This window comes from Marinilactibacillus sp. 15R (genome assembly GCF_001895285.1).
In the GTDB taxonomy this organism is placed as follows: Bacteria; Bacillota; Bacilli; order Lactobacillales; family Carnobacteriaceae_A; genus Marinilactibacillus; species Marinilactibacillus piezotolerans.
The window spans coordinates 373,738-398,146 of record NZ_CP017761.1 but is presented as its reverse complement, the minus strand read 5'-3'; the positions used below and the strand labels follow the sequence as shown (position 1 = coordinate 398,146).

At 38.7% G+C, this 24,409-nt stretch carries 34 protein-coding genes; 33 read left to right on the top strand and 1 reads right to left on the bottom strand.

Annotated elements, in window-relative coordinates; genetic code table 11:
- The first annotated feature begins 44 nt into the window (after window positions 1–44).
- A complete protein-coding gene (gene rpoC / locus BKP56_RS01885; protein WP_072693483.1) occupies window positions 45–3,674 on the top strand; it encodes a DNA-directed RNA polymerase subunit beta' in 3,630 nt (1,209 codons plus the stop codon).
- 134 nt (window positions 3,675–3,808) lie between these two features.
- On the opposite strand, the gene BKP56_RS01880 is transcribed toward rpoC, so the two are convergent.
- A complete protein-coding gene (locus tag BKP56_RS01880; protein ID WP_072693300.1) occupies window positions 3,809–5,347 on the bottom strand; it encodes an IS1182 family transposase in 1,539 nt (512 codons plus the stop codon).
- A 502-nt stretch (window positions 5,348–5,849) separates the two neighbouring features.
- On the opposite strand from BKP56_RS01880, the gene rpsL reads away from it, so the two are divergent.
- The 32 genes from rpsL (at window position 5,850) to rpsK (ending at window position 24,372) form a co-directional block, all read left to right on the top strand.
- Complete coding sequence (gene rpsL, locus BKP56_RS01875) at window positions 5,850–6,260, top strand: 30S ribosomal protein S12 (RefSeq protein ID WP_072693482.1); 411 nt, start codon at window positions 5,850–5,852, stop codon at window positions 6,258–6,260.
- Between the two features lie 41 nt (window positions 6,261–6,301).
- Complete coding sequence (gene rpsG, locus BKP56_RS01870) at window positions 6,302–6,772, top strand: 30S ribosomal protein S7 (protein WP_072693481.1); 471 nt, start codon at window positions 6,302–6,304, stop codon at window positions 6,770–6,772.
- Window positions 6,773–6,922: 150 nt separating this feature from the next.
- Window positions 6,923–9,016 carry an elongation factor G gene (gene fusA / locus BKP56_RS01865; RefSeq protein ID WP_072693480.1) on the top strand — a complete coding sequence of 698 codons (2,094 nt, stop codon included), beginning with the start codon at window positions 6,923–6,925 and terminating at the stop codon, window positions 9,014–9,016.
- 132 nt (window positions 9,017–9,148) lie between these two features.
- A complete protein-coding gene (gene tuf, locus BKP56_RS01860) occupies window positions 9,149–10,333 on the top strand; it encodes an elongation factor Tu (RefSeq protein WP_072693479.1) in 1,185 nt (394 codons plus the stop codon).
- A gap of 401 nt (window positions 10,334–10,734) precedes the next feature.
- Complete coding sequence (locus BKP56_RS01855; protein ID WP_198033970.1) at window positions 10,735–11,079, top strand: tetratricopeptide repeat protein; 345 nt, start codon at window positions 10,735–10,737, stop codon at window positions 11,077–11,079.
- A gap of 399 nt (window positions 11,080–11,478) precedes the next feature.
- Window positions 11,479–11,787, top strand: a complete 309-nt coding sequence (rpsJ, locus tag BKP56_RS01850; RefSeq protein ID WP_072693478.1) for a 30S ribosomal protein S10 — start codon at window positions 11,479–11,481, stop codon at window positions 11,785–11,787.
- Window positions 11,788–11,820: 33 nt separating this feature from the next.
- A complete protein-coding gene (gene rplC / locus BKP56_RS01845; RefSeq protein WP_072693477.1) occupies window positions 11,821–12,459 on the top strand; it encodes a 50S ribosomal protein L3 in 639 nt (212 codons plus the stop codon).
- A gap of 26 nt (window positions 12,460–12,485) precedes the next feature.
- Window positions 12,486–13,109 carry a 50S ribosomal protein L4 gene (gene rplD / locus BKP56_RS01840; protein ID WP_072693476.1) on the top strand — a complete coding sequence of 208 codons (624 nt, stop codon included), beginning with the start codon at window positions 12,486–12,488 and terminating at the stop codon, window positions 13,107–13,109.
- A complete protein-coding gene (rplW, locus tag BKP56_RS01835; protein ID WP_072693475.1) occupies window positions 13,109–13,402 on the top strand; it encodes a 50S ribosomal protein L23 in 294 nt (97 codons plus the stop codon). The genes rplD and rplW overlap by 1 nt, the downstream gene beginning before the upstream one ends.
- 75 nt (window positions 13,403–13,477) lie before the next feature.
- Window positions 13,478–14,311, top strand: coding sequence for a 50S ribosomal protein L2 (gene rplB / locus BKP56_RS01830; RefSeq protein ID WP_072693474.1), 834 nt, complete (start codon window positions 13,478–13,480; stop codon window positions 14,309–14,311).
- 51 nt (window positions 14,312–14,362) lie between these two features.
- Window positions 14,363–14,641, top strand: coding sequence for a 30S ribosomal protein S19 (gene rpsS, locus BKP56_RS01825; RefSeq protein WP_072693473.1), 279 nt, complete (start codon window positions 14,363–14,365; stop codon window positions 14,639–14,641).
- 21 nt (window positions 14,642–14,662) lie between these two features.
- Window positions 14,663–15,019: a 50S ribosomal protein L22 gene (gene rplV, locus BKP56_RS01820; protein WP_072693472.1), complete on the top strand. Its 357-nt coding sequence runs from the start codon at window positions 14,663–14,665 to the stop codon at window positions 15,017–15,019.
- Window positions 15,020–15,022: 3 nt separating this feature from the next.
- The gene (gene rpsC / locus BKP56_RS01815) at window positions 15,023–15,679 is read left to right on the top strand and encodes a 30S ribosomal protein S3 (protein ID WP_072693471.1); all 657 of its coding nucleotides are present in this window, start codon (window positions 15,023–15,025) and stop codon (window positions 15,677–15,679) included.
- A 3-nt stretch (window positions 15,680–15,682) separates the two neighbouring features.
- Window positions 15,683–16,114: a 50S ribosomal protein L16 gene (rplP, locus tag BKP56_RS01810; protein ID WP_072693470.1), complete on the top strand. Its 432-nt coding sequence runs from the start codon at window positions 15,683–15,685 to the stop codon at window positions 16,112–16,114.
- On the top strand, window positions 16,104–16,298 hold the full coding sequence (gene rpmC / locus BKP56_RS01805; protein WP_072693469.1) for a 50S ribosomal protein L29: 195 nt from the start codon (window positions 16,104–16,106) through the stop codon (window positions 16,296–16,298). Before rplP ends, rpmC begins: the two co-directional genes overlap by 11 nt.
- A 34-nt stretch (window positions 16,299–16,332) precedes the next feature.
- Window positions 16,333–16,596 carry a 30S ribosomal protein S17 gene (rpsQ, locus tag BKP56_RS01800; RefSeq protein WP_072693468.1) on the top strand — a complete coding sequence of 88 codons (264 nt, stop codon included), beginning with the start codon at window positions 16,333–16,335 and terminating at the stop codon, window positions 16,594–16,596.
- Between the two features lie 78 nt (window positions 16,597–16,674).
- Entirely contained in the window at window positions 16,675–17,043 is a 369-nt protein-coding gene (rplN, locus tag BKP56_RS01795) for a 50S ribosomal protein L14 (protein ID WP_072693467.1), read from the top strand.
- A gap of 34 nt (window positions 17,044–17,077) precedes the next feature.
- A complete protein-coding gene (gene rplX / locus BKP56_RS01790) occupies window positions 17,078–17,383 on the top strand; it encodes a 50S ribosomal protein L24 (RefSeq protein ID WP_072693466.1) in 306 nt (101 codons plus the stop codon).
- A gap of 27 nt (window positions 17,384–17,410) precedes the next feature.
- On the top strand, window positions 17,411–17,950 hold the full coding sequence (gene rplE / locus BKP56_RS01785) for a 50S ribosomal protein L5 (RefSeq protein ID WP_072693465.1): 540 nt from the start codon (window positions 17,411–17,413) through the stop codon (window positions 17,948–17,950).
- A gap of 33 nt (window positions 17,951–17,983) precedes the next feature.
- A complete protein-coding gene (locus BKP56_RS01780; protein WP_072693464.1) occupies window positions 17,984–18,169 on the top strand; it encodes a type Z 30S ribosomal protein S14 in 186 nt (61 codons plus the stop codon).
- A gap of 35 nt (window positions 18,170–18,204) precedes the next feature.
- Window positions 18,205–18,603, top strand: a complete 399-nt coding sequence (gene rpsH / locus BKP56_RS01775; protein WP_072693463.1) for a 30S ribosomal protein S8 — start codon at window positions 18,205–18,207, stop codon at window positions 18,601–18,603.
- Window positions 18,604–18,634: 31 nt separating this feature from the next.
- Window positions 18,635–19,171: a 50S ribosomal protein L6 gene (gene rplF, locus BKP56_RS01770; protein WP_072693462.1), complete on the top strand. Its 537-nt coding sequence runs from the start codon at window positions 18,635–18,637 to the stop codon at window positions 19,169–19,171.
- 208 nt (window positions 19,172–19,379) lie between these two features.
- Window positions 19,380–19,745, top strand: a complete 366-nt coding sequence (gene rplR, locus BKP56_RS01765; protein WP_072693461.1) for a 50S ribosomal protein L18 — start codon at window positions 19,380–19,382, stop codon at window positions 19,743–19,745.
- Between the two features lie 22 nt (window positions 19,746–19,767).
- Window positions 19,768–20,271: a 30S ribosomal protein S5 gene (gene rpsE, locus BKP56_RS01760; protein WP_072693460.1), complete on the top strand. Its 504-nt coding sequence runs from the start codon at window positions 19,768–19,770 to the stop codon at window positions 20,269–20,271.
- Window positions 20,272–20,285: 14 nt separating this feature from the next.
- Window positions 20,286–20,465, top strand: coding sequence for a 50S ribosomal protein L30 (rpmD, locus tag BKP56_RS01755; protein WP_072693459.1), 180 nt, complete (start codon window positions 20,286–20,288; stop codon window positions 20,463–20,465).
- A gap of 37 nt (window positions 20,466–20,502) precedes the next feature.
- Window positions 20,503–20,943, top strand: a complete 441-nt coding sequence (gene rplO, locus BKP56_RS01750; protein WP_072693458.1) for a 50S ribosomal protein L15 — start codon at window positions 20,503–20,505, stop codon at window positions 20,941–20,943.
- A 3-nt stretch (window positions 20,944–20,946) separates the two neighbouring features.
- Entirely contained in the window at window positions 20,947–22,242 is a 1,296-nt protein-coding gene (gene secY / locus BKP56_RS01745) for a preprotein translocase subunit SecY (RefSeq protein WP_072693457.1), read from the top strand.
- 129 nt (window positions 22,243–22,371) lie between these two features.
- Window positions 22,372–23,016: an adenylate kinase gene (locus BKP56_RS01740; RefSeq protein ID WP_072693456.1), complete on the top strand. Its 645-nt coding sequence runs from the start codon at window positions 22,372–22,374 to the stop codon at window positions 23,014–23,016.
- 174 nt (window positions 23,017–23,190) lie between these two features.
- Window positions 23,191–23,409 (top strand): translation initiation factor IF-1, encoded by a 219-nt coding sequence (gene infA / locus BKP56_RS01735; RefSeq protein WP_072693455.1) that lies wholly within the window; start codon window positions 23,191–23,193, stop codon window positions 23,407–23,409.
- 34 nt (window positions 23,410–23,443) lie between these two features.
- Window positions 23,444–23,557: a 50S ribosomal protein L36 gene (rpmJ, locus tag BKP56_RS01730; RefSeq protein ID WP_034299928.1), complete on the top strand. Its 114-nt coding sequence runs from the start codon at window positions 23,444–23,446 to the stop codon at window positions 23,555–23,557.
- A gap of 21 nt (window positions 23,558–23,578) precedes the next feature.
- A complete protein-coding gene (gene rpsM, locus BKP56_RS01725) occupies window positions 23,579–23,944 on the top strand; it encodes a 30S ribosomal protein S13 (protein ID WP_072693454.1) in 366 nt (121 codons plus the stop codon).
- A gap of 29 nt (window positions 23,945–23,973) precedes the next feature.
- Window positions 23,974–24,372 (top strand): 30S ribosomal protein S11, encoded by a 399-nt coding sequence (rpsK, locus tag BKP56_RS01720; RefSeq protein ID WP_072693453.1) that lies wholly within the window; start codon window positions 23,974–23,976, stop codon window positions 24,370–24,372.
- Window positions 24,373–24,409 lie beyond the last annotated feature (37 nt).

Below are 24,409 nucleotides of genomic sequence, written 5' to 3'. Positions count from 1 at the left end.
GCTTTAGGGCAGCTCGATAATCTAACAAAAGGGAGGTCGCCCCTTTGATCGATGTAAATAATTTTGAAAGTATCCAGATAGGACTTGCTTCGCCAGATAAAATCCGTAGCTGGTCATTTGGAGAGGTTAAGAAACCAGAAACAATTAACTACCGAACACTGAAACCAGAAAAAGATGGACTGTTTTGTGAAAGAATCTTTGGACCAACTAAAGATTATGAATGTTCATGCGGGAAATATAAACGAGTTCACTATAAAGGGATCGTTTGTGACCGTTGTGGAGTAGAAGTAACTAAATCTAAAGTACGTCGTGAACGCATGGGACATTTAGAGTTAGCTGCTCCTGTTACACATATCTGGTATTTTAAAGGTATTCCAAGCCGTATGGGACTTGTTTTAGATATGAGCCCGCGTGCACTTGAAGAAATCATCTACTTTGCTTCATATGTTGTTACTGACGCAGGAGACACACCTCTTGAGAAGAAGCAACTAATGACAGAGCGCGAATATCGTGAGCGTCGTGCACAATATGGGAATGAGTTTCGTGCTGAAATTGGTGCAGAAGCTATCAAAACTTTATTAAATGATGTAGATCTAGAAGAAGAAGTTGCTGAATTGAAGGAATTATTACAATCAGCTACTGGTCAAAAACGTACGAGGGCTGTTCGTCGCCTAGACATTCTTGAGGCATTCCGTAACTCTGGAAATCACCCTTCATGGATGGTTATGGATGTAGTTCCGGTTATTCCACCAGAATTAAGACCGATGGTTCAATTAGAAGGTGGACGCTTTGCTACAAGTGATTTGAATGACTTGTACAGACGGGTTATTAATCGTAACAACCGTTTGAAACGTCTGTTAGATCTCAATGCACCACACATTATTGTGCAAAACGAAAAACGTATGCTGCAAGAAGCTGTTGATGCTTTAGTAGATAACGGACGTCGTGGACGTGCGGTTACAGGCCCAGGGAATCGCCCGTTGAAATCTCTTTCTCATATGTTGAAAGGGAAACAAGGACGTTTCCGTCAGAACTTGCTTGGTAAACGTGTAGACTATTCAGGTCGTTCTGTTATCGTAGTAGGACCTACTTTGAAAATGTACCAATGTGGCTTGCCGAAAGAAATGGCAATTGAATTATTTAAACCATTTGTAATGAGAGAACTTGTTGCAAGAGATATTGCAAACAATATAAAAAATGCTAAACGTAAAGTAGAACGCATGGATGAAGAAATCTGGGAAGTTCTTGAAGATGTAATCCGTGAGCATCCAGTACTATTGAACCGAGCACCTACATTACACCGTTTGGGAATCCAAGCTTTTGAACCGATTTTAGTTGAGGGTAAAGCGATCCGTCTTCACCCATTAGTATGTGAAGCGTACAATGCCGATTTCGATGGAGACCAAATGGCTGTTCACGTTCCGCTAAGTGATGAAGCTCAAGCAGAGGCACGTATTCTGATGCTTGGTGCACAAAACATCTTGAATCCTAAAGATGGTAAACCAGTTGTTACGCCTTCTCAGGATATGGTTTTAGGAAACTATTACTTGACTATGGAAGAAGCCGGGCGTGAAGGAGAAGGTATGATCTTCTCAAGCACATCGGAAGCAATCCAGGCATACCAAAGTGGTTATGTACACTTGCATTCACGTGTAGGGATTCACGTGTCAGCTTTACCAAACAAACCATTCACTGAATGGCAAAGTGATAAATATCTAATGACAACAGTTGGGAAATTAATTTTTAATGAAATCATGCCAGCTGAATTCCCTTATTTAAATGAACCAACTCAAGCAAACCTTGAAAAACAAACACCAGATAAATACTTTGTTCCTTATGGTACCGATATTCCGGCGCATATTAAAGAGAACGAAACGATCGAGCCATTCAAGAAGAAAAATTTAGGTAATGTTATCGCAGAAGTCTTTAAACGATTCCATGTTACCGAAACTTCTAAGATGTTAGATCTTATGAAAAACTTGGGATATAAATATTCTACAAGATCTGGTATTACAGTTGGGATAGCAGATATCTCTAACTTGAAAGAAAAAGAAGAAATTTTAAACAAAGCTCATGGGCAAGTAGATCGTATTAATGCTTCTCACAGACGTGGTCTGATTACTGAAGAAGAACGCTATACAGCTGTTATTGATGTCTGGACTAAGACAAAAGATACGATCCAACAACATTTAATGCATTCATTGGATGCTCGAAATAACATCTTTATGATGAGTGACTCTGGAGCACGTGGTAACATTTCCAACTTTACACAGCTTGCAGGTATGCGTGGATTGATGGCCGCTCCAAGTGGACGAATCATGGAACTGCCGATCACTTCTAATTTCCGTGAAGGATTATCAGTCTTAGAAATGTTTATCTCTACTCACGGCGCTCGTAAAGGTATGACGGATACAGCGCTTAAAACTGCCGATTCTGGTTACTTGACACGTCGTTTAGTAGATGTTGCACAAGATGTCATCATTCGTGAAGAAGACTGTGGAACAAAACGAGGACTCCTGGTTAAATCAATTAAAGATGGTAATGAAGAAATTGAACCGCTAGAAGACCGTATCATTGGCCGTTACGCTCGTAAAACAGTTAGACATCCAGAAACGAATGTAGTAATGGTAGCTGAAAACGACTTGATTACAGAAGATATTGCAAAACAGATCATTGAAGCAGGAATTGAAGAAGTAACAATTCGTTCTGTATTCAACTGTAATACAAATCACGGAGTATGTAAGAAATGTTATGGCCGCAACTTGGCAACTGGTCGTGAAGTTGAAGTTGGGGAAGCTGTTGGAACAATTGCTGCTCAATCAATCGGAGAGCCAGGAACACAGTTGACAATGCGTACATTCCATACCGGGGGTGTTGCCGGAGATGATATTACACAAGGTTTGCCTCGTGTACAAGAAATCTTTGAAGCTCGCCATCCTAAAGGTCAAGCAATGATTTCCGAAGTTTCAGGTGAAATTATTTCTATCGATGAAAATCCTTCAGAACGTACAAAAGATATCATGGTTAAAGGTGCAACAGATACTCGTACGTATACTCTTCCAATCAATGCTCGCTTAAGAGTTAAAGAAGGAAGTTATATCGAACGTGGAGATGCCTTTAATGAAGGTTCAATCGATCCGAAAGAATTATTGGGAGTAAGTAATGTAATCAAGTTACAGAACTATATGCTTCAAGAAGTGCAATATGCCTACCGTAGTCAAGGGGTAGAAATTGGCGATAAACATATTGAAGTAATGGTTCGTCAAATGCTGCGTAAAGTACGCATCCTTGATCCAGGCGATACATCAATTCTGCCAGGTAGCTTAATTGATATTCATGACTTTAAAGAGAAAAATAGAGATACTTTAATGTCAGGTGGGCTTCCGGCAACTGCTCGTCCGGTATTGCTGGGAATTACAAAAGCATCACTTGAAACCAACAGTTTCTTGTCGGCTGCTTCATTCCAGGAAACTACACGAGTATTAACAGATGCTGCTATCCGCGGTAAAAACGATAAACTGATTGGTTTGAAAGAAAATGTTATTATCGGTAAATCTATTCCAGCTGGAACAGGTATGAAAGTATATAACAAAATGAAACCGAAAAGTGTTGGTGTTGTAAGCGAAAATGTTTACAGCATTAATGATGAAGCAGCGCAATCAACAGAAGAATAAAACTTTCTCTTAAAAACGAAATGAATTTTGATGAAGAGGCTGGGACAAAAGTCTCTGAAAGTCTTTAAATATAGAGAACCCCTGAGAAAATTGTAGAATACAATTCTCTCAGGGGTTCTACTTACTGAATGATTCTATTTTTTCTTTCTTTTATTATATTTTCGTAGGTTATTAGCCATGAAGATCAGATTCGTTTCATTTTCTACATTCGATTTTCCACGAACTGAAAATCGAGTGAACCTCAAATTGGCCTTCACCTGTCCGAAAGTTGGTTCTACATCAATTTTACGTTTACCATAAAATTGAGTCCCTTCTTCTGACGAAAGCTTTTCTCTAATATTTAGTTTTTGTTCTTCGTACTCATAGTTAATGGAAAATGATTTTCTCCCATTTTTGTAACTTGGATCCGTCGATTGGTAAATATGAGACAATCTTACAAATCCAGAATCTGTTTTTTGCCTACTAACATAACCGTACGCATAGATAGTCCCATCAGGATGTGTATAGGTATTTTGATCTTCATCGTGAATCCAATTCTCTCTATTTCTATCCGAAAGTCTGTATTTCTTTTTCTGTTCCTTTTCGTACATGCCGTATTTAACCAAGCCAGTCCATCCGGACCGTTCTAAATATTTTAAATTTTCTTGGCTACCATATCCTGCATCTGCCACAATATAAGTGGACGGTTGAATGGGTTTAGGAAGCGAATGCAAAAACGGGATAAGGGTTCTTGTATCCGTTGGATTAGGATAGACTTGTGTATGCAAAACAAACTGGTTTTCCGTTGCGATTTGGATATTATAGCCTGGCTTTAATTGGCCGTTTCTCATATGATCGTCTTTCATACGCATGAAAGTAGCCGTTTTGTCTGTCTTAGAGAAGCTATTTCGACCGTCAAATGTGCTGTAGTAATCTTCATATTTCTGTTCTCTAGGTATAAAGTCCTTTTTCAATCTATTTCTATGTTTTTTCAAGGAACGACGCTTTTTCTTCTTTTTCTTAAGTACTTCTTTTTCGTTTTCCTGATTAATTTCTGTTTCAATCTTTTCCAGCTCTTTTTGAAGAAGTTCATATAGTTCCTCAATTTCTTTTTTAGTAAACTCCTGATTTTGATCTCTTTCGACCGCTTGATCGATGAGTGGGGCGATCTCTTCTTCATAGTAGTGAATTTCTTTTTCTTTTAAAGTAGAGTAGAATTGATCCGTGGCTTTCTTCCAAACAAAGGTATATTTATTGGCGTCTGCTTCGAACTTCGTACCATCTATAAATAGCGCTTTTCCTTCAATCAGTTTTTCTTCTTTTAAACGAAGAGAAAACGTGCAATAGAGATCTTGTAAAATAGCCTTAGTCACTTCTGACACTCTGAATCGATTAATTGTACGATAAGACACTAACGTTTGACCTGTTAACCATTGCATCGCTATATTTTCTTGCATCATTTTCTCGATTTTCCGACCGGAAAAAATCCCTTCTGAATAGGCAAATAGTAGCGCTTTGAGTAAAACTTTCGGGTGATAAGCCGGGCGACCAAAGTCGTTTTCAATTAAGTGATATTGCGAGTCATCTAAATCTTCCACAACTTGATGAATAGAGTAGACGATATGATTTTCTGGTAAGTAACAGTTCATTTCTAATGGCAAGGTTGTTTGGTTCATGGTATATTGAGTATACATAAGGAGCACCCTTTCTATGATGTTTTTGTGGTGATTATATTATACCAAAGCCGTGCTCCTTTTGCTTACATAAACAAATAAGATCCACTGAAATCTCAAGTAGATTTTCAGCGGATCTTATTTGTTTGTTAAGACTTTTGTCCCATCCTCAATTCATCATTTATCAAAAAAATATACTATGGAATGTTGACAGCATTATATAGACGTGCTATTATGCTAGAGGTGCTTTTGTTTACAGATTCCTGTTCTAGATCGTTTTAGCTCATTAGAGTCAACAGTCGTTCTGACTGGAACGCAAGAGCCGCTATTGTGCCGCAGATTTTTGGTGCGCTTTTTCAAATTTGGATACACCGAACTTGATGTTTGGATATTCATTTGCAGGCAGGTTGAATAAAGTCGCTTGACCAAGCGATTCTTTCTTTTGCCAATTGATGAACCACCTGGATGTGTGGGTCTAGAAAAACCATATAACATAAGTAAATTCGGAAGGAGGAAACAAAAAATGCCAACTATTAATCAATTGATTCGTAAACCTCGTAAATCAAAAATCGAAAAATCTGAATCACCAGCATTGAACAGAGGATATAACACACAAAAACGTAAACAGACAACTGTATATTCTCCACAAAAACGTGGTGTTTGTACTCGTGTAGGAACAATGACTCCTAAGAAACCAAACTCTGCGTTACGTAAATATGCTCGTGTACGTTTATCTAACATGATTGAAGTAACTGCGTATATCCCTGGAGAAGGACACAACCTGCAAGAACATAGTGTTGTTTTACTTCGTGGTGGACGTGTAAAAGATTTACCGGGAGTTCGTTACCACATCGTTCGTGGTGCGCTTGATACTGCTGGAGTTACTGATCGTAAACAAGGCCGTTCTAAATACGGTACTAAAAAACCTAGCTAATTTAAACATTAAAACCAATTTGAGTGAAAGGAGGAATTTACATGCCTCGTAAAGGTCCTGTTACAAAACGTGACGTATTACCAGATCCAATTTATAATTCTAAATTAGTATCTCGCTTGATCAACCGCTTGATGGTTGATGGTAAACGTGGAAAAGCTTCAACTATTTTATATGATGCATTTGCTGCAATTAAAGAACAAACTGGAAATGATCCAATCGAAGTGTTTGAACAAGCACTTAAGAACATCATGCCAGTTCTTGAAGTAAAAGCTCGCCGTGTGGGGGGGTCTAACTACCAAGTACCGGTAGAAGTTCGCCCAGATCGTCGTACTACACTAGCATTACGCTGGTTAGTAAGCTATTCTCGTCTTCGTGGAGAAAAAACTATGGAAGATCGTTTAGCTAAAGAAATCATGGATGCTGCTAACAATACTGGAGCAGCTGTTCGTAAACGCGAAGAAATGCACCGTATGGCAGAAGCTAACAAAGCTTTCGCTCACTACCGTTGGTAGGATAACTAAAGAATGTGATCAGAAAAAGCTGTTTCTTTGTTTATAAAGAAACGATGCTTCCTGATTCATTCTTTTGTACTATTATTGAATAGTTCTAATCTTTATGCATAAGTATGGATAGAAACAATCAAAGAGAGGTGTAGAGAACAAGTGGCTAAAAGAAAATTCCCTCTAGAAAAAACGCGTAATATTGGGATTATGGCGCATATCGATGCGGGTAAGACTACTACTACTGAGCGTATTCTTTATTATACTGGACGTATCCACAAAATTGGTGAAACACATGAAGGTGCTTCTCAAATGGACTGGATGGAACAGGAACAAGAACGTGGGATTACAATTACCTCTGCAGCAACAACTGCTCAGTGGAATAATCACCGTGTAAACATCATCGATACACCTGGACACGTGGACTTTACCGTTGAGGTAGAGCGTTCATTACGTGTACTAGATGGAGCGGTAGCTGTCCTGGATGCACAATCTGGTGTTGAACCTCAAACTGAAACAGTTTGGCGTCAAGCTACAACTTATGGTGTTCCTCGTATCGTATTCGTAAATAAACAAGATAAACTAGGTGCTAACTTCTTAGACGCTAATCATTCATTACACGATCGCCTTCAAGCAAATGCTCATCCGATCCAATTACCAATTGGAGCTGAAGATGACTTTAGTGGAATCATTGACTTGGTTAAAATGAAAGCTTTCATGTATGGTAATGACTTGGGAACTGAAATTTCTGAAGAAGAAATTCCAGCTGACTACCAAGAATTAGCTGAAGAGTGGCATGATAAACTCGTTGAAGCTGTTGCTGAAATGGATGAAGATCTAATGATGCAATATCTTGAAGGAGAAGAAATTTCTCAAGAACAACTAAAAGAAGGAATCCGTAAAGCAACACTTAGTGTTGAATTTTACCCTGTTTTAGTTGGATCAGCTTTCAAAAACAAAGGTGTACAATTGCTTTTAGATGCCGTAGTTGATTATCTTCCATCTCCACTTGACGTTCCTGCAATCCAAGGACACGCTCAAAGAGATCCGGAAGAAATTATCGAACGTACTGCTGGCGATGACAAACCTTTCTCAGCATTAGCATTTAAAGTTATGACTGACCCTTATGTAGGTCGCTTGACATTCTTCCGTGTATATTCTGGTACTCTTGAGTCTGGATCGTACATCTTGAATGCAACAAAAGACTCACGTGAACGTGTAGGTCGTATTTTGCAGATGCATGCAAACTCACGTCAAGAAATTCCTGAAGTATTTTCTGGAGATATCGCAGCAGCAGTTGGATTGAAAGATACAACTACTGGAGACACACTATGTGATCTTGATAGCCCGGTTATTCTTGAATCAATGGAATTCCCTGAACCTGTTATCCAAGTTGCGATTGAACCTAAATCAAAAGCAGATCAAGATAAAATGGGTATTGCATTACAGAAATTAGCAGAAGAAGATCCAACTTTCCGTGCTGAAACAGATCAGGAAACTGGTGAAACTCTAATCTCTGGTATGGGTGAGTTACACTTGGACATCATCGTTGATCGTATGAAACGCGAATTCAAAGTTGAAGCTAATGTAGGTGCTCCTCAAGTATCTTACCGTGAAACATTCACTAAACAAGTACAATCAGAAGGTAAATTTGTTCGTCAGTCTGGTGGTAAAGGTCAATACGGTCACGTATGGGTTGAATTTACACCAAACGAAGAAGGAGCAGGTTTCGAATTTGAAGATGCTATCGTTGGTGGGGTTGTTCCTCGTGAATACATCCCGGCGGTTAAAGCTGGATTAGAAGCTTCTCTAGCTAACGGAGTATTAGCTGGATATCCATTAGTGGACGTTAAAGCTAAACTTTATGATGGATCTTATCACGATGTCGATTCCAATGAAACGGCATTTAAAGTAGCAGCTTCTCTTGCATTGAAAAATGCAGCTAAAAAAGCTGGTGCAGTGATTCTTGAGCCAATCATGGCTGTAGATGTTACAGTTCCTGAAGACTACATGGGTGATATCATGGGTCACATTTCTGCTCGACGTGGAAATATCGAAGGTTCTGAACAACGTGGTAACACAATGATCGTTAGAGGTATGATTCCTTTGGCAGAAATGTTTGGTTACGCAACTACACTACGTTCTGCAACTCAAGGTCGTGGTACATTCTCAATGCAATTTGATCATTATGATAAAGTGCCTAAGAGTATTGCTGAAGAAATCATCAAGAAAAATGGCGGATCTGACTCAGAATAATCTTTCTGAGCTTTCGCTTAAATTAATTGATTATTCACCGTTTACTCGGTATAATTATATGAGATATAATGGGATGGAAACTGAGTTTTCATTCTGAATAAATGAACACAATCTAAGGAGGAAATGTTTAAAATGGCTAAACAAAAATTTGATCGTTCAAAACAACACATGAACATTGGTACAATCGGACACGTTGACCACGGTAAAACAACTTTAACTGCTGCTATCACTACTGTATTATCTAAAAAAGGATATGCAGAAGCACAAGCATACGACAGCATCGATGGCGCTGCAGAAGAAAAAGAACGTGGAATCACAATCTCTACTTCTCACGTTGAGTACGAAACTGATACTCGTCACTATGCACACGTTGACTGCCCGGGACATGCTGACTACGTTAAAAACATGATCACTGGAGCTGCTCAAATGGACGGAGCTATCTTAGTAGTTTCTGCTGCTGATGGCCCAATGCCTCAAACTCGTGAGCACATCTTACTTTCTCGTCAAGTTGGTGTTCCATACATCGTTGTTTTCTTAAACAAAGTTGATATGGTTGATGACGAAGAATTACTAGAATTAGTTGAAATGGAAGTTCGTGACTTATTGTCAGAATATGACTTCCCAGGCGACGATATTCCTGTAGTTGCTGGATCAGCTTTAAAAGCCTTAGAAGGTGACGAAGAATACGAACAAAAAATTCTTGATTTAATGGAAGCTGTAGATACCTACATTCCAGCTCCAGAACGTAGTTCAGACAAACCATTCATGATGCCAGTTGAGGATGTATTCTCAATCACTGGTCGTGGTACTGTTGCAACTGGTCGTGTTGAAACTGGTCAAGTATCAGTTGGAGACGAAGTTGAAGTTATCGGTATCAAAGATACTGCTAAAACAACTGTTACTGGTGTAGAAATGTTCCGTAAATTGTTAGATTACGCTGAAGCGGGAGATAACATTGGAGCACTTTTACGTGGTATGTCACGTGAGGATGTTGAACGTGGACAAGTTCTAGCTAAACCAGGTTCAATTACTCCGCATACTAAATTTGATGCAGAAGTATATGTTCTTTCTAAAGAAGAGGGTGGACGTCATACTCCGTTCTTCTCAAACTACCGTCCACAATTCTTTTTCCGTACAACGGACGTAACAGGTATCGTAGAATTGAACGAAGGTACTGAAATGGTTATGCCTGGAGACAACACTACAATGACTGTTAGCTTGATTGCACCAATCGCTGTTGAAGACGGAACTAAATTCACTATCCGTGAAGGTGGCCGTACTGTTGGAGCGGGCGTTGTAACTAAAGTTATAGAATAATTTTATTCTATTAATTGAAAAAGCCTAATTAATTAGTAAAAGCGCAACTTTGAGTAAATCTTAAAGTTGCGCTTTTTTATTTATATTCATTTCAGCATTTGGATACGGTATATTGTATAACATGTTTAAGTAAGCAGCAACAAAGGGGAATTAGTATAGAGGTAGATAAAGAATGCTGACTATAAATAAATACTATGAAAAGAATTTTTATTATGTAATGAGCAATTCTATTGTATCTAATGACAGCATTATCTGAATGGAGATGAAAGTAATGAATAGTAAAATAAATATGACAATTAAATTAAGAAAAAACGGAAACTTGAAAGAATCAAATAAAATGTTTTCTAAATTAATTAATAATTATCATGATAATTATTAATTAACAATATGCATGTTGTGATGTGCTAGGCGAAGAAAAAGAAGCAGCCGTCTTTTATGAACGTGCGATTAGATTAGGATTAACGGGAAACGATTTAGAGGAAGCTTTTTTAGGTCTAGGGAGTACATACAGAGCACTAGGTGAATATGAGAAGTCGAAAAATATATTGCAAAAGGGGAAAGATTTATTTCCTGACAATAAAGCGATACAAGTGTTTTATTCAATGACTTTATATAATATGAAAGAGTATAGTACAGCTATGAAAATAATACTCACATGTTTGACTGAAACAACAGTAGATGCTGATATCATAAACTATAAAAAGGCGATTGCTTTTTATAGTGATAAATTGAATGAAAAGTTTTGAATTTTCTATGCTTTGCGAAAATTGAAATAGTAACTATTAATATAGAAGGAACACGATTTATACCTACTAGAAGAGTGTCAGTGAAAGCTGATATAACAAGTATTTAACGGATTTAGAATAAAATAGAAAGAAATCAAAAATAATTCACTTTTTTTGTAAAATAAACTGGAAAACACTTGAAATTTAATATGATTGTATGTATACTTGTAAAAGTGTCTGCGAGGGGCTTTTTCTTTGTGTGCGTTCAATAAAATGTACTTAAAGAGGAGTAATAACTTCAGATCCAAGGCGTTGAAGCGAGAGGTTGCGACACACCCGGGTGCATTGCCATGGTGGGTGAGTTGGTTAAATTTTCGTGGAGCTAGGTTTATTTCTTAAATAAGCGAAGGAGGGAAAAACATGGCAAAACAAAAGATTCGTATTCGTTTGAAAGCATATGAACACCGTGTGCTTGATCAATCAGCTGACAAAATCGTAGAAACGGCAAAAAGAACTGGGGCAACAGTTTCAGGTCCGATCCCGTTACCTACAGAACGTAAACTATACACAATCATTCGTTCACCACATAAATACAAAGATTCACGTGAACAGTTTGAAATGCGTACACACAAACGTCTTATCGACATTGTGAATCCAACGCCTAAAACAGTTGATGCTTTAACTAAGCTAGACTTACCATCAGGTGTGGATATCGAAATTAAATTATAATACTATAAAAAATCATATAACGGAGGTGTACTCATGACCAAAGGAATCTTAGGAAAAAAAGTCGGAATGACTCAAATCTTTAGCGAATCAGGAGAATTAGTTCCTGTAACAGTAATCGAAGCTGTTCCTAACGTAGTTTTGCAAGTTAAAACTGTTGAAACTGACGGTTACAACGCAGTTCAATTAGGATTCGATGACAAACGCGAAGTTTTATCAAACAAACCGGCACAAGGTCATGTTAAAAAAGCTAACACGACTCCTAAGCGCTTCATTAAAGAATTACGAGATGCTGAGCTTGGAGATGTCGAAGTTGGAAACGAAATTACAGTAGCAACATTCGCAGAAGGCGACATTGTGGATGTTACAGGGACTTCAAAAGGTAAAGGATTCCAGGGTGTTATTAAACGCCATGGACAATCTCGTGGGCCAGAAACTCACGGATCTCGTTATCACCGTCGTCCTGGTTCAATGGGTGGCGCATCTGATCCATCACGTGTATTCCCTGGTAAGAAATTAGCAGGTCGTATGGGTGGAGATACAGTAACTGTACAAAACCTTGAAATTGTACGTGTCGATACTGATCGCAACGTATTATTGATTAAAGGAAATGTACCAGGATCTAAGAAATCACTTATTCAAATTCAATCTGCATTAAAAGCAGGTAACAAGTAATAGATTAGGAAGGGAGGACAAGCAGAATGCCAACTGTAGCGTTATATAAACAAGATGGAACGCAAAATGGTGAAGTAACATTAAATGATGCAGTCTTTGGTATCGAACCAAACGAAAGTGTCGTATTTGATGCAATTACCATGCAACGCGCTTCTTTAAGACAAGGAACACACGCGGTTAAAAACCGTAGTGCAGTACGAGGCGGTGGACGTAAACCGTGGCGTCAAAAAGGTACGGGTCGTGCTCGTCAAGGATCAATCCGTTCACCACAATGGCGTGGAGGTGGAGTAGTCTTCGGACCAACACCACGTTCATACAGCTATAAATTACCCAAAAAAGTTCGTCGTTTAGCAATCAGATCAGTACTTTCTTCTAAAGTATTAGATAAAGAATTGATCGTTGTTGAAGGTTTGAACTTCGACGCACCAAAAACTAAAGAGTTCAGAGCTGTTCTAACTAACTTAGACGTGAATAAAAAAGTCTTAGTTGTCTTAGAAAATGACAATGACTTTGCAGCGCTGTCAGCTCGCAACCTTCCAGGCGTGAAAATTGTTGCACCTAACAATGTATCTGTACTGGACGTAGTTGCTCATGACAACCTCATCATAACGAAGGCTGCTCTGGAAAAAGTAGAGGAGGCACTTCAATAATGAATGCACGTGACGTAATTTTACGCCCGATCATCACTGAAGCTTCTATGAATGCTATGGATGCAAAAAAATATACATTCGAAGTAGATGTTCGCGCTAAAAAAACTACAGTAAAACAAGCAATCGAAGAAATCTTCGATGTTAAAGTGAAAAAAGTTAATATCCTTAACACTGCTCGTAAACCAAAACGTATGGGTCGTTACATGGGATATACTAAAAAACGCCGTAAAGCAATCGTTACTTTAACACCTGAATCTAACGATATTACTCTATTCGGAGAAGAAGACGAATAAAAAGATCACTTTAAGACAAGTGACTACCGACTAATTGAAAATTAGTCAATTGATTATTACAAGGAGGGGAATTGCGTGGCGATTAAAAAGTACAAACCTACCACAAACGGACGTCGTAACATGACTGGGTCAGATTTCGCTGAAATCACTACTGACAAACCAGAAAAAAGTTTGTTGGCTCCAAGCCCAAAACGTGCTGGACGTAACAATAAAGGTAGAATCACAGTCCGTCATCAAGGCGGAGGCCACAAGCAAAAATACCGTATTATTGATTTCAAACGTCAAAAAGATGGCGTTCGCGGTATTGTAAAAACAGTTGAGTATGATCCAAACCGCTCAGCAAATATTTCATTGATTCAATATGAAGATGGTGTTAAAGCTTACATTTTATCTCCTAAAGGTATTGAAGTAGGACAAGACATCATGTCGGGTACAGATGTAGATATCAAAATTGGTAATGCATTACCATTGAGCAGCATTCCTGTTGGTTCAACTATCCACAACATCGAGATGAAACCTGGTAAAGGTGGACAATTAGCTCGTTCTGCTGGTACTTCTGCACAAATTCTTGGTAAAGAAGGCAAGTACGTATTAGTACGTTTGAGATCAGGAGAAAGCCGTCTGATTTTAGCTAGCTGTCGTGCCACTATTGGTGCTGTAGGAAATGAACAACATGAACTGATCAATGTTGGTAAAGCAGGACGTAACCGCTGGAAAGGCAAACGCCCTTCAGTACGTGGATCTGTTATGAACCCGAACGATCACCCACACGGTGGTGGTGAAGGTAGAGCTCCAATCGGACGTCCAAGTCCAATGACTCCATGGGGTAAACCTACTCTTGGTAAGAAAACTCGTAATGGTAAAAATCGTTCAGATAAACTTATCATTCGTCGTCGTAAAAGCAAATAATAAAAAATAAATGTAGAAATCTCAGGATATATCCTGGAAGGAGGGCAATACATGAGCCGTAGTTTGAAAAAAGGACCTTTCGTCGATGCTCATTTGATGAAAAAAGTTCGTGAACTTGGTGAAGACAACAAACGTGTTATCAAAACATGGTCACGTCGCTCAACGATTTTCCCGAACTTTGTAGGTCACACCATTGCCGTATATGATGGAAGAAAACATGTACCAGTTTATGTTCAAGAAGACATGGTTGGTCACAAACTAGGTGAATTTGCACCAACAAGAACATACCGTGGACACGGTAAAGATGACCGCACAACCGGTAAACGTTAATAGCGAAGGGAGGAAATTTCCATGGCAGAAACAGTAACAGCAGCAAAAGCAACTGCGCGTACAGTTCGTATTGCTCCTCGTAAAGCTAGATTAGTAGTCGATACTATCCGAGGAAAAAGTGCTGCAGAAGCTATTTCTATCCTTCGCTTCACTAACAGAGGAGCATCTGAAGAGGTAGAAAAAGTTTTAATGTCAGCAATTGCGAATGCTGAACATAACTATGATATGGATATTGAAGAATTATACGTAAGCGAAGCCTATGTAAACGAAGGAGCTACTTTAAAAAGATTCCGTCCGCGTGCAAAAGGTGCAGCTTCAAGAATCAACAAACGTACAAGCCACATTACTGTAGTGGTATCAGAGAAGAAGGAGGGGTAATCTGTGGGACAAAAAGTAAACCCTAATGGTATGCGTGTTGGTGTCATCCGTGATTGGGACGCTAAATGGTATGCTGAAAAAGATTTTGCAGACACTTTGCTTGAAGATATCGCAGTTCGCGAATACATTGCAGAAAAACTAAGTACTGCTTCAGTTTCACGTGTTGAAATTGAACGTGCTGCTAATAGAATCAACTTATCTATTCACACTGCTAAACCAGGAATGGTTATTGGTAAAGGTGGATCAGAAGTTGACACTTTAAGAAACAAACTAAACAACATGACTGGCAAACGTGTCCACGTCAACATTGTTGAAATTAAAAGACCAGATCTTGACGCTACTTTAGTAGCTAAAAGTATCGCTGAACAACTTGAAAACCGTATTTCATTCCGTCGTGCACAAAAGCAAGCAATCCAACGCACAATGCGTTCAGGAGCTAAAGGAATTCGTACAATGGTATCAGGTCGTTTGAACGGAGCAGATATGGCCCGTAACGAAAGTTTTTCTGAAGGAACAGTTCCATTGCACACAATTCGTGCTGATATCGATTTTGCTAATGAAGAAGCAAATACAACTTATGGTAAAATCGGCGTTAAAGTATGGATCTACAAAGGAGAAGTTCTTCCAGCAATTACAGAGAACAAGAAAGGAGGAAAATAATCAATGTTAGTACCAAAACGTGTAAAACACCGTCGTGAGTTCCGTGGTAAAATGCGAGGCGAAGCGAAAGGTGGAAAAGAAATTGCTTACGGTCAATATGGCTTACAAGCAGTTGATTCAGTATGGATCACAAGTCGTCAGATTGAATCTGCTCGTATCGCTATGACACGTTACATGAAACGTGGTGGGAAAGTATGGATTAAGATCTTCCCTCACAAACCGGTGACAGCTAAAGCAATTGGTGTACGTATGGGTTCTGGTAAAGGAGCTCCTGAGAGCTGGGTCGCACCTGTAAAACGTGGTAAAATCATGTTTGAAATTGGTGGCGTATCTGAAGAAGTAGCTCGCGAAGCATTGCGTTTAGCTTCACACAAACTACCCGTTAAAACTAAGGTAGTAACTCGTGAAGAAAGTGGTGACTCACATGAAGGCTAATGAATTAAAAGGCTTATCCACTACTGAATTGATTGAAAAAGAAGCAGAATACAAAGAAGAACTATTTAACTTGCGCTTTCAGTTAGCTACAGGACAGTTAGAAAATACTGCGCGCATTAAAGAAGTCCGTAAAAATATCGCACGTGTTAAAACGGTTTTGCGTCAAGCTGAATTAGTTAAATAATCGTGCCTGATCTGTATTCAAAGGAGGCTGGAAAATGGCTGAACGTAACGAACGTAAAGTGTATCAAGGACGTGTTGTTTCTGACAAAATGGACAAAACAATCGTTGTAGAAATCGCTACTCAAAAACAACATCGTAAATACCAAAAACGTATGAAGTACTCAACAAAATTCAAAGCTCATGACGAAAACAACGTAGCTAAAGCAGGCGACGTGGTTAGAATCATGGAAACTCGTCCATTATCTAAAGACAAACGATTCCGTTTGCTTGAAGTGGTTGAAGAATCAGTAATTTTATAATAAGAAAATGCATTTTAAGCCTAATGGGCTAAACAACGAAGAATAGATTCTTCGTGAGTTTGAAAGGAGGATCCTAACGTGATTCAAACAGAAAGTCGAATGAAAGTCGCTGACAACTCTGGTGCGCGTGAAGTACTTGTAATCAAAGTATTAGGCGGATCAGGTGCCAAGACTGCTAACATCGGTGATGAAGTGGTTGTTACTGTTAAACATGCAACACCAGGCGGCGTTGTTAAAAAAGGTGAAGTTGTTCGTGCGGTAATCGTACGTACTAAATCAGGAGCTCGTCGTCCAGACGGTTCATATATTAAATTTGACGAAAATGCTTGTGTTATTATTCGTGAAGACAAAGCACCACGTGGAACACGTATCTTCGGACCAGTTGCTCGTGAATTGCGTGAGAATGACTTTATGAGAATTGTTTCGTTAGCTCCGGAAGTTCTTTAATTCCGACAAATGTCATAAGGAGGTGCGCTAGAAAATGTTTGTAAAATCAGGAGACAAAGTTAAAGTTTTAGCTGGTAAAGATAAAGGGAAACAAGGTACTGTCTTAAAAGCTTTACCAAAGCAAAGCAAAGTTGTCGTTGAAGGTATCAATATCATGAAAAAACATACCCGTCCTACTGGTATGGGACAAGAAGGCGGAATAGTTGAAACTGAAGCGCCTATTCACGTATCTAATGTTCAATTAATTGATCCTAAAACAGATGAACCTACAAGAGTAGGATATAAAGTAGAAGATGGTAAAAAAGTTCGTTACGCTAAGAAATCTGGCGAAACACTTTAATATAGTAGGAAAGGAGGGCATTCATAAATGACACGCCTTAAAGATAAATATCTAAATGATGTACAACCATCATTAGTAGAAAAATTTGAGTACAGTTCAGTTATGCAATCACCAAAAGTAGACAAAATCGTCTTAAATATTGGTGTTGGTGATGCTGTATCAAACACTAAAAATCTAGATAAAGCAGTAGAAGAATTAACATTAATTTCGGGACAAAAACCAATTGTCACTCGTGCTAAAAAATCTATCGCTAGCTTCCGTTTACGTGAAGGTATGCCAATCGGTACTAAAGTAACTCTTCGTGGAGACCGTATGTATGATTTCTTGGACAAATTAGTAACTGTTTCACTACCTCGTGTACGTGATTTCCGTGGAGTCAGCAAAAATGCTTTTGACGGACGCGGCAACTATACGTTAGGTGTTAAAGAGCAACTGATCTTCCCTGAAATTGATTACGATGATGTAGATAAAGTCCGCGGTATGGATATCGTTATTGTAACAACAGCTAATACAGATGAAGAAGCTCGTGAATTACTTGGACAATTGGGAATGCCGTTCCAAAAATAACCTTGACACCTTAATAGGAGGGAAAATTCAGAAATGGCTAAAAAATCAATGATTGAAAAAAACAAAAAACCGGCCAAGTTTTCAACTCAAGAGTATACTCGCTGTGAACGTTGTGGACGCCCACATTCAGTATATCAACAATTTAAATTATGCCGTATTTGCTTGCGTGAGCTAGCTTATAAAGGGCAAATTCCAGGCTTGAAAAAAGCAAGCTGGTAAAATAAGAAAACTTGCCATAAAGGAGGATACAACGAATGGTCATGACAGATCCTATCGCAGATTTCTTGACTCGTGTACGTAACGCTAATAACGCTCGTCATACGAAAGTAGAAATTCCTGCTTCAAATTTAAAAAAAGGTATGGCCCAAATCTTGAAAAATGAAGGATTCGTAAAAGATATCGAATTCGTGGAAGATGACAAACAAGGAATCGTCCGCATTTTCTTGAAATACGGTCAAAATGACGAACGCGTTATTACTGGCTTGAAACGTATTTCAAAACCAGGATTGCGTGTCTATGCAAAAGCAGAAGAAATGCCAAAAGTATTAAACGGTTTAGGAATCGCGCTTGTTTCTACTTCAGAAGGCGTTGTTACTGATAAAATCGCTCGTTCTAAAAATATCGGAGGAGAAGTCCTCGCGTACGTTTGGTAATTAACATAAGAAATGAAGGAGGTGCCGTACATTGAGTCGTATCGGAAATAAACCTATCACTATTCCAGAAGGCGTTGAAGTCAACCTTAATGGAACAGAGATCACAGTTAAAGGAAAAAATGGCGAATTAACTCGTACATTAAGTCCAGTAATTAAAGTAAACATTGAAGATAACGTAATGACTTTTACAAGACCTGATGAATCAAAAGCTAGCCGTACAATTCATGGAACTACACGCGCTGTCGTGAATAACATGGTTGAAGGTGTAACTGAAGGATTCCAGAAAACACTTGAATTGATCGGTGTTGGTTACCGTGCCCAAAAACAAGGTAACAAATTAGTATTAAACGTTGGTCTTTCTCACCAAGTTGAATTTGATGAAATCGAAGGATTGACAGTAGAAGTACCGTCAAACACTTCTGTTATTGTTAAAGGTGCGAGCAAAGAAAAAGTTGGCGCATTAGCTGCTAACATTAGAGGTGTTCGTCCTCCTGAGCCATATAAAGGTAAAGGAATTCGTTACCAAGGTGAACATATTCGCCGTAAAGAAGGTAAAACAGGTAAATAATCGTGCAACAAAGTCGAACCTGATATTGAAATTATTAAAATTGAACTTAGAACATGTAAATTACATGACCTCAGTATTCAAAATTGATGATTTCTCTCTATTCCTGAATCAAGTAGTTGATCTCAGAAATAAACTGTTCGACTTACTTTTGCGTCGATTGCCTAGTTAAGCTATACTCAGGCTTGAATGAGTAATAAAATATAAAGAGGTGACAATTGTGATTACAAAACCAGATAAAAACAAATTACGTCAAAAAAGACATAAACGTGTCCGTAGAAATCTTTCTGGTACTGCAGAGCGCCCACGTTTGAACGTATTCCGTTCTAATAAAAACATCTACGCTCAAGTAATTGATGATGTAGAGGGTGTAACGCTCGCAAGTGCATCTACCTTAGATACTGATGTTTCAGGTAACTCTAAAGTTGAGAAAGCTGCAGCTGTTGGCGAACTAGTTGCTAAACGTGCAAGCGAAAAAAATGTTACAGAAGTAGTATTTGATCGTGGTGGATATCAATATCACGGGCGTGTGAAAGCATTAGCTGACGCAGCTCGCGAAAACGGACTAACATTCTAGAGTAAAGGAGGAGTTAAGGTACATGACAACTCATATTGATGCAGCAAAATTAGACATTGAAGATCGCGTAGTTGAAATCAACCGTGTTACTAAAGTTGTTAAAGGTGGACGTCGTCTACGTTTCGCAGCACTAGTAGTCGTTGGAGACAAAAACGGACATGTAGGATTTGGTACTGGTAAAGCACAGGAAGTTCCTGAAGCAATCCGTAAAGCGATTGAAGCAGCTAAAACTAACCTTGTTAAAGTACCAATGGTAGGAACAACAATTCCTCACGAAATTATCGGACGCCATGGCGGTGGTAACATTATCATGAAACCAGCCGTTGCCGGTTCTGGAATTTCTGCTGGTGGACCTGTTCGTGCCGTACTAGAATTAGCTGGAGTACAAGATGTTTCTTCTAAATCAGTTGGATCTAGTTCACCAATCAACATGGTTCGTGCAACTATCGATGGTATTACAAAATTGAAACGCGCTGAAGAAGTTGCAAAACTTCGCGGAAAATCTGTAGAAGAATTACTTGGATAAGGAGGGATGACACAATGGCAAATCTAGAAATTACTTTAAAGCGTAGTTTAATTGGTCGTCCTCAAAACCAACATCTAGTAGTTAAATCTTTAGGTCTTAGAAAAACAAACTCTTCTGTTGTGAGACCTGATAATGATGCAGTCAGAGGCGCAATCAAAAAAATCGCTCATTTAATTGACGTAAAAGAAGTTTAGTAAGTCTAGAGTTTAACTAAAGGAGGTGCCAAGATTTATGAAACTTCATGAATTAAAACCTGCAGAAGGTTCTCGTAAAACACGTAACCGTGTTGGACGTGGTTCGTCTTCTGGTAATGGTAAAACATCAGGTCGTGGTCAAAAAGGACAAAAAGCACGTTCAGGAGGCGGAACTCGTCTAGGTTTTGAAGGTGGACAAACTCCATTATTCCAAACTTTACCAAAACGTGGTTTTACTAACTATACACGTAAAGAATATGCAATCGTGAATTTAGATGCATTAAATCGTTTCGAAGCAGATACAGAAGTAACTCCAGAATTATTAGTTGAAACAGGTGTTGTTAAAAACAAAAAATCCGGTGTGAAAGTATTGGCGAAGGGAAGCGTTGATCGCAAGCTTACAGTTAAAGCACATAAGATTTCTGCTGCAGCTAAAGAAGCGATCGAAGCTGCCGGTGGATCAGTAGAGGTGATCTAGTTTATGATTGAGCTGATTAAAGGTGCTGTTAAAGAAAAAGACGTCAGAACACGAGTGATGTTCACTCTTGGAATTTTAATTGTTTTTCGTCTTGGTACACATATAACTGTACCAGGCGTTAACGCCCAAGCACTTGACGAATTATCGACAACAGGTTTATTTAATCTGTTAGATACATTCGGTGGTGGAGCATTGAACCAATATTCTGTATTTGCTCTTGGTGTTTCGCCATATATCACAGCTTCCATCGTTATTCAACTTCTACAAATGGATGTCCTTCCTAAGTTCAAAGAATGGGCAGAACAAGGAGAAGTTGGACGGAAGAAGCTTAATCAGGCAACTCGTTATCTAACGATCGTATTAGCATTTTTCCAGGCAATCGGAATCTCTTATGGCTTCAATGCATTATCTGAGTTGGATCTTGTGAGAAATCCTGGACCAACAACTTATCTGATGATTGCAGTGATGCTGACAGCAGGTACGATGCTTGTAATGTGGTTAGGGGAAATGATTACAGTGCATGGTTTCGGTAACGGAATTTCACTGATAATCTTTTCTGGTATCGTTGCCCGTCTTCCACAGGATATAACTGAATTCTATAATGTTCAGATCCGAAATGCTGGAGATGAAATTGTTACAAGTATACTGTTTACTATTGGAATTGTCGTTGCGATGATTATATTAGTAATCTTTGTCACTTATATGGAAAATGCTAAACGAAATATACCTGTACGTTATTCCAAACGTGCCAATGCATCTAAAGAGGGTGCGTTTTTACCACTTAAAGTCAACTCAGCAGGTGTTATCCCAGTTATCTTTGCGAGCTCATTTTTAATGACTCCTCAGATTATTCTTGGGTACTTTGCTCAAAACAATCAAAATGCCGGCTGGTACCAAGTTTTAAATAATATTTTTAACTTACAGGAACCAACGGGTGCAGTATTTTATTTATTCCTTATTGTAGTTTTCGCTTATTTCTATGCCTTCATTCAGGTTAACCCTGAGAAAGCGGCAGAAAATCTGCAGAAACAAAACGGTTATATCCCAAGTATTCGTCCTGGGAAAGCGACTGAAGAATATCTAGGATACATGCTGATTCGATTAAGTACTGTTGGAGCGATATATTTAGGGATCATTTCTATCTTACCTATAATAGCTTCTGCGCTTTGGGATCTTCCGGGTTCACTTTCTTTAGGTGGTACAAGTCTACTGATCGTAGTCGGTGTAGCACTTGATTCAATGAGACAACTTGAAGGATTACTAAGTAAAAAAAGCTATCAAGGATTTATCCAGAGATAAAGTGATTGAATTTTATCCTTTGTACGAAAATAGACGATTTGCCCCAGAGATATAAATATCCATTGTTGGGTAAATCGATCTTTTTTTCCTAAGACATTGAAAATTAGGAACAGTCAAGGAGGAAACAGAATGAATCTTTTTCTTTTAGGACTTCCAGGAGCGGGTAAAGGGACTCAAGCTGCACGTATTGCAGAAACTTATGGTATACCTCATATATCAACAGGCGATATGTTCCGTGCGGCAATGAAGAACGGCACACCTCTGGGCAAGGAAGCTAAAAGCTATATGGATGCTGGGAATCTCGTACCTGACGAAGTAACCAATGGAATCGTAAAAGAGCGTTTGGCAGAGCCTGATGCTCAAAACGGATTCTTATTAGATGGATACCCTCGTACGTTGAATCAAGCGAATGCTTTGAAAGAAGCACTTAGCAGTTCTGGTCGTTCGTTAGATGCTGTGTTGTACATCAAAGTCAACAAAGATATCTTAATGGAACGTCTAACCGGTCGTTTTATCTGTGCCACTTGTGGTGCAACATATCATAAATTGTTTAATCCACCAAAAGTGGAAGGAACATGTGATGTATGTGGCGGTCATGATTTTTATCAGCGTGAAGATGATAAACCAGAGACTGTTGAAAAACGTATCGACGTAAATGAAGCACAGACAGAAGAGCTTGCTGCATATTATGAAGAAACAGGAATCGTAAAAGAAATCAACGGAGAACAAGATCCAGACTCAGTATTTGAAGATATCAGAAATATTTTGAAATAATCATCAAAGTTTAAAAATATCTTGCATCAACAAACTTTGCGTGGTATAATATTTCGAGCGTCGTGTTAACATGACGGTTAATATAATAATTAAATTTATAAAGAAAATGTGGGAGCAGTCTGCCCTCACAATTTCATGCGTACAAAAGAGAGTCATCGAAGGAGGAAACTCAACGTGGCAAAAGACGATGTTATTGAGATTGAAGGAAAAGTACTAGAAACCCTGCCAAATGCAAGCTTCAAAGTTGAACTTGAGAATGGTCACGAAATTCTGGCACATGTATCGGGTAAAATTCGTATGAACTATATCCGTATTCTACCTGGAGATAAAGTAACAGTTGAAATGTCTCCATATGATTTAACTCGTGGACGCATTACGTATCGATTCAAATAACTTAAGACTCCGTAAAACCAAGGAGGGAAAGTTCATGAAAGTAAGACCATCAGTCAAAAAAATGTGTGACAAATGTAAAGTGATTCGTCGTAACGGCCGTGTAATGGTTATCTGCGAGAATCCTAAACATAAGCAACGTCAAGGTTAATAAAAGAGGAGGTGCTCATAAATGGCTCGTGTAGCAGGAGTAGATATTCCACGTGATAAACATGTGGTAATTTCATTAACGTATATTTATGGTATTGGAAAAACAACTTCTAAAAGCATTTTAGAAGCTGCAGGTGTACCTGAAGAAACTCGTGTACGTGAATTGACTAATGATCAATTAGATGCAATTCGTGCTGAAGTAGACAAACTTAAAATTGAAGGTGATCTTCGTCGTGAAGTAAACCAAAATATTAAACGTTTGATCGAAATCGGTTCATACCGTGGTATTCGTCACCGTCGTGGTTTGCCAGTTCGTGGTCAAAACACAAAAAACAATGCTCGTACTCGTAAAGGAAAAGCAGTGGCAATCGCTGGGAAGAAAAAATAATTACCTAAAGTTAGGAGGTCAATCTACGTATGGCTAAAGCAAATAGACCCGCACGTTCTCGTAAAAAAAGAGCGAAAAAGAATATTGAACACGGAGTGGCTCACATCCGTTCAACATTTAACAATACAATCATTATGATCACTGATGTTCATGGAAATGCTATTTCATGGTCTTCTGCAGGATCATTAGGATTTAGAGGTTCTAAAAAATCAACTCCATTTGCTGCTCAAATGGCTGCTGAAGCAGCTGCTAAAGGCTCAATGGAAAATGGCATGAAATCAGTTGAGGTTACTGTTAAAGGACCAGGTTCTGGTCGTGAAGCTGCAATCCGTTCTTTACAAGCAACAGGATTAGACGTAACTGCAATTCGTGACGTAACTCCGGTACCACACAACGGATGTCGTCCTCCAAAACGCCGTCGCGTTTAATAGTAGTATCGAACTAAAAATATTGCGTGAACTGAAC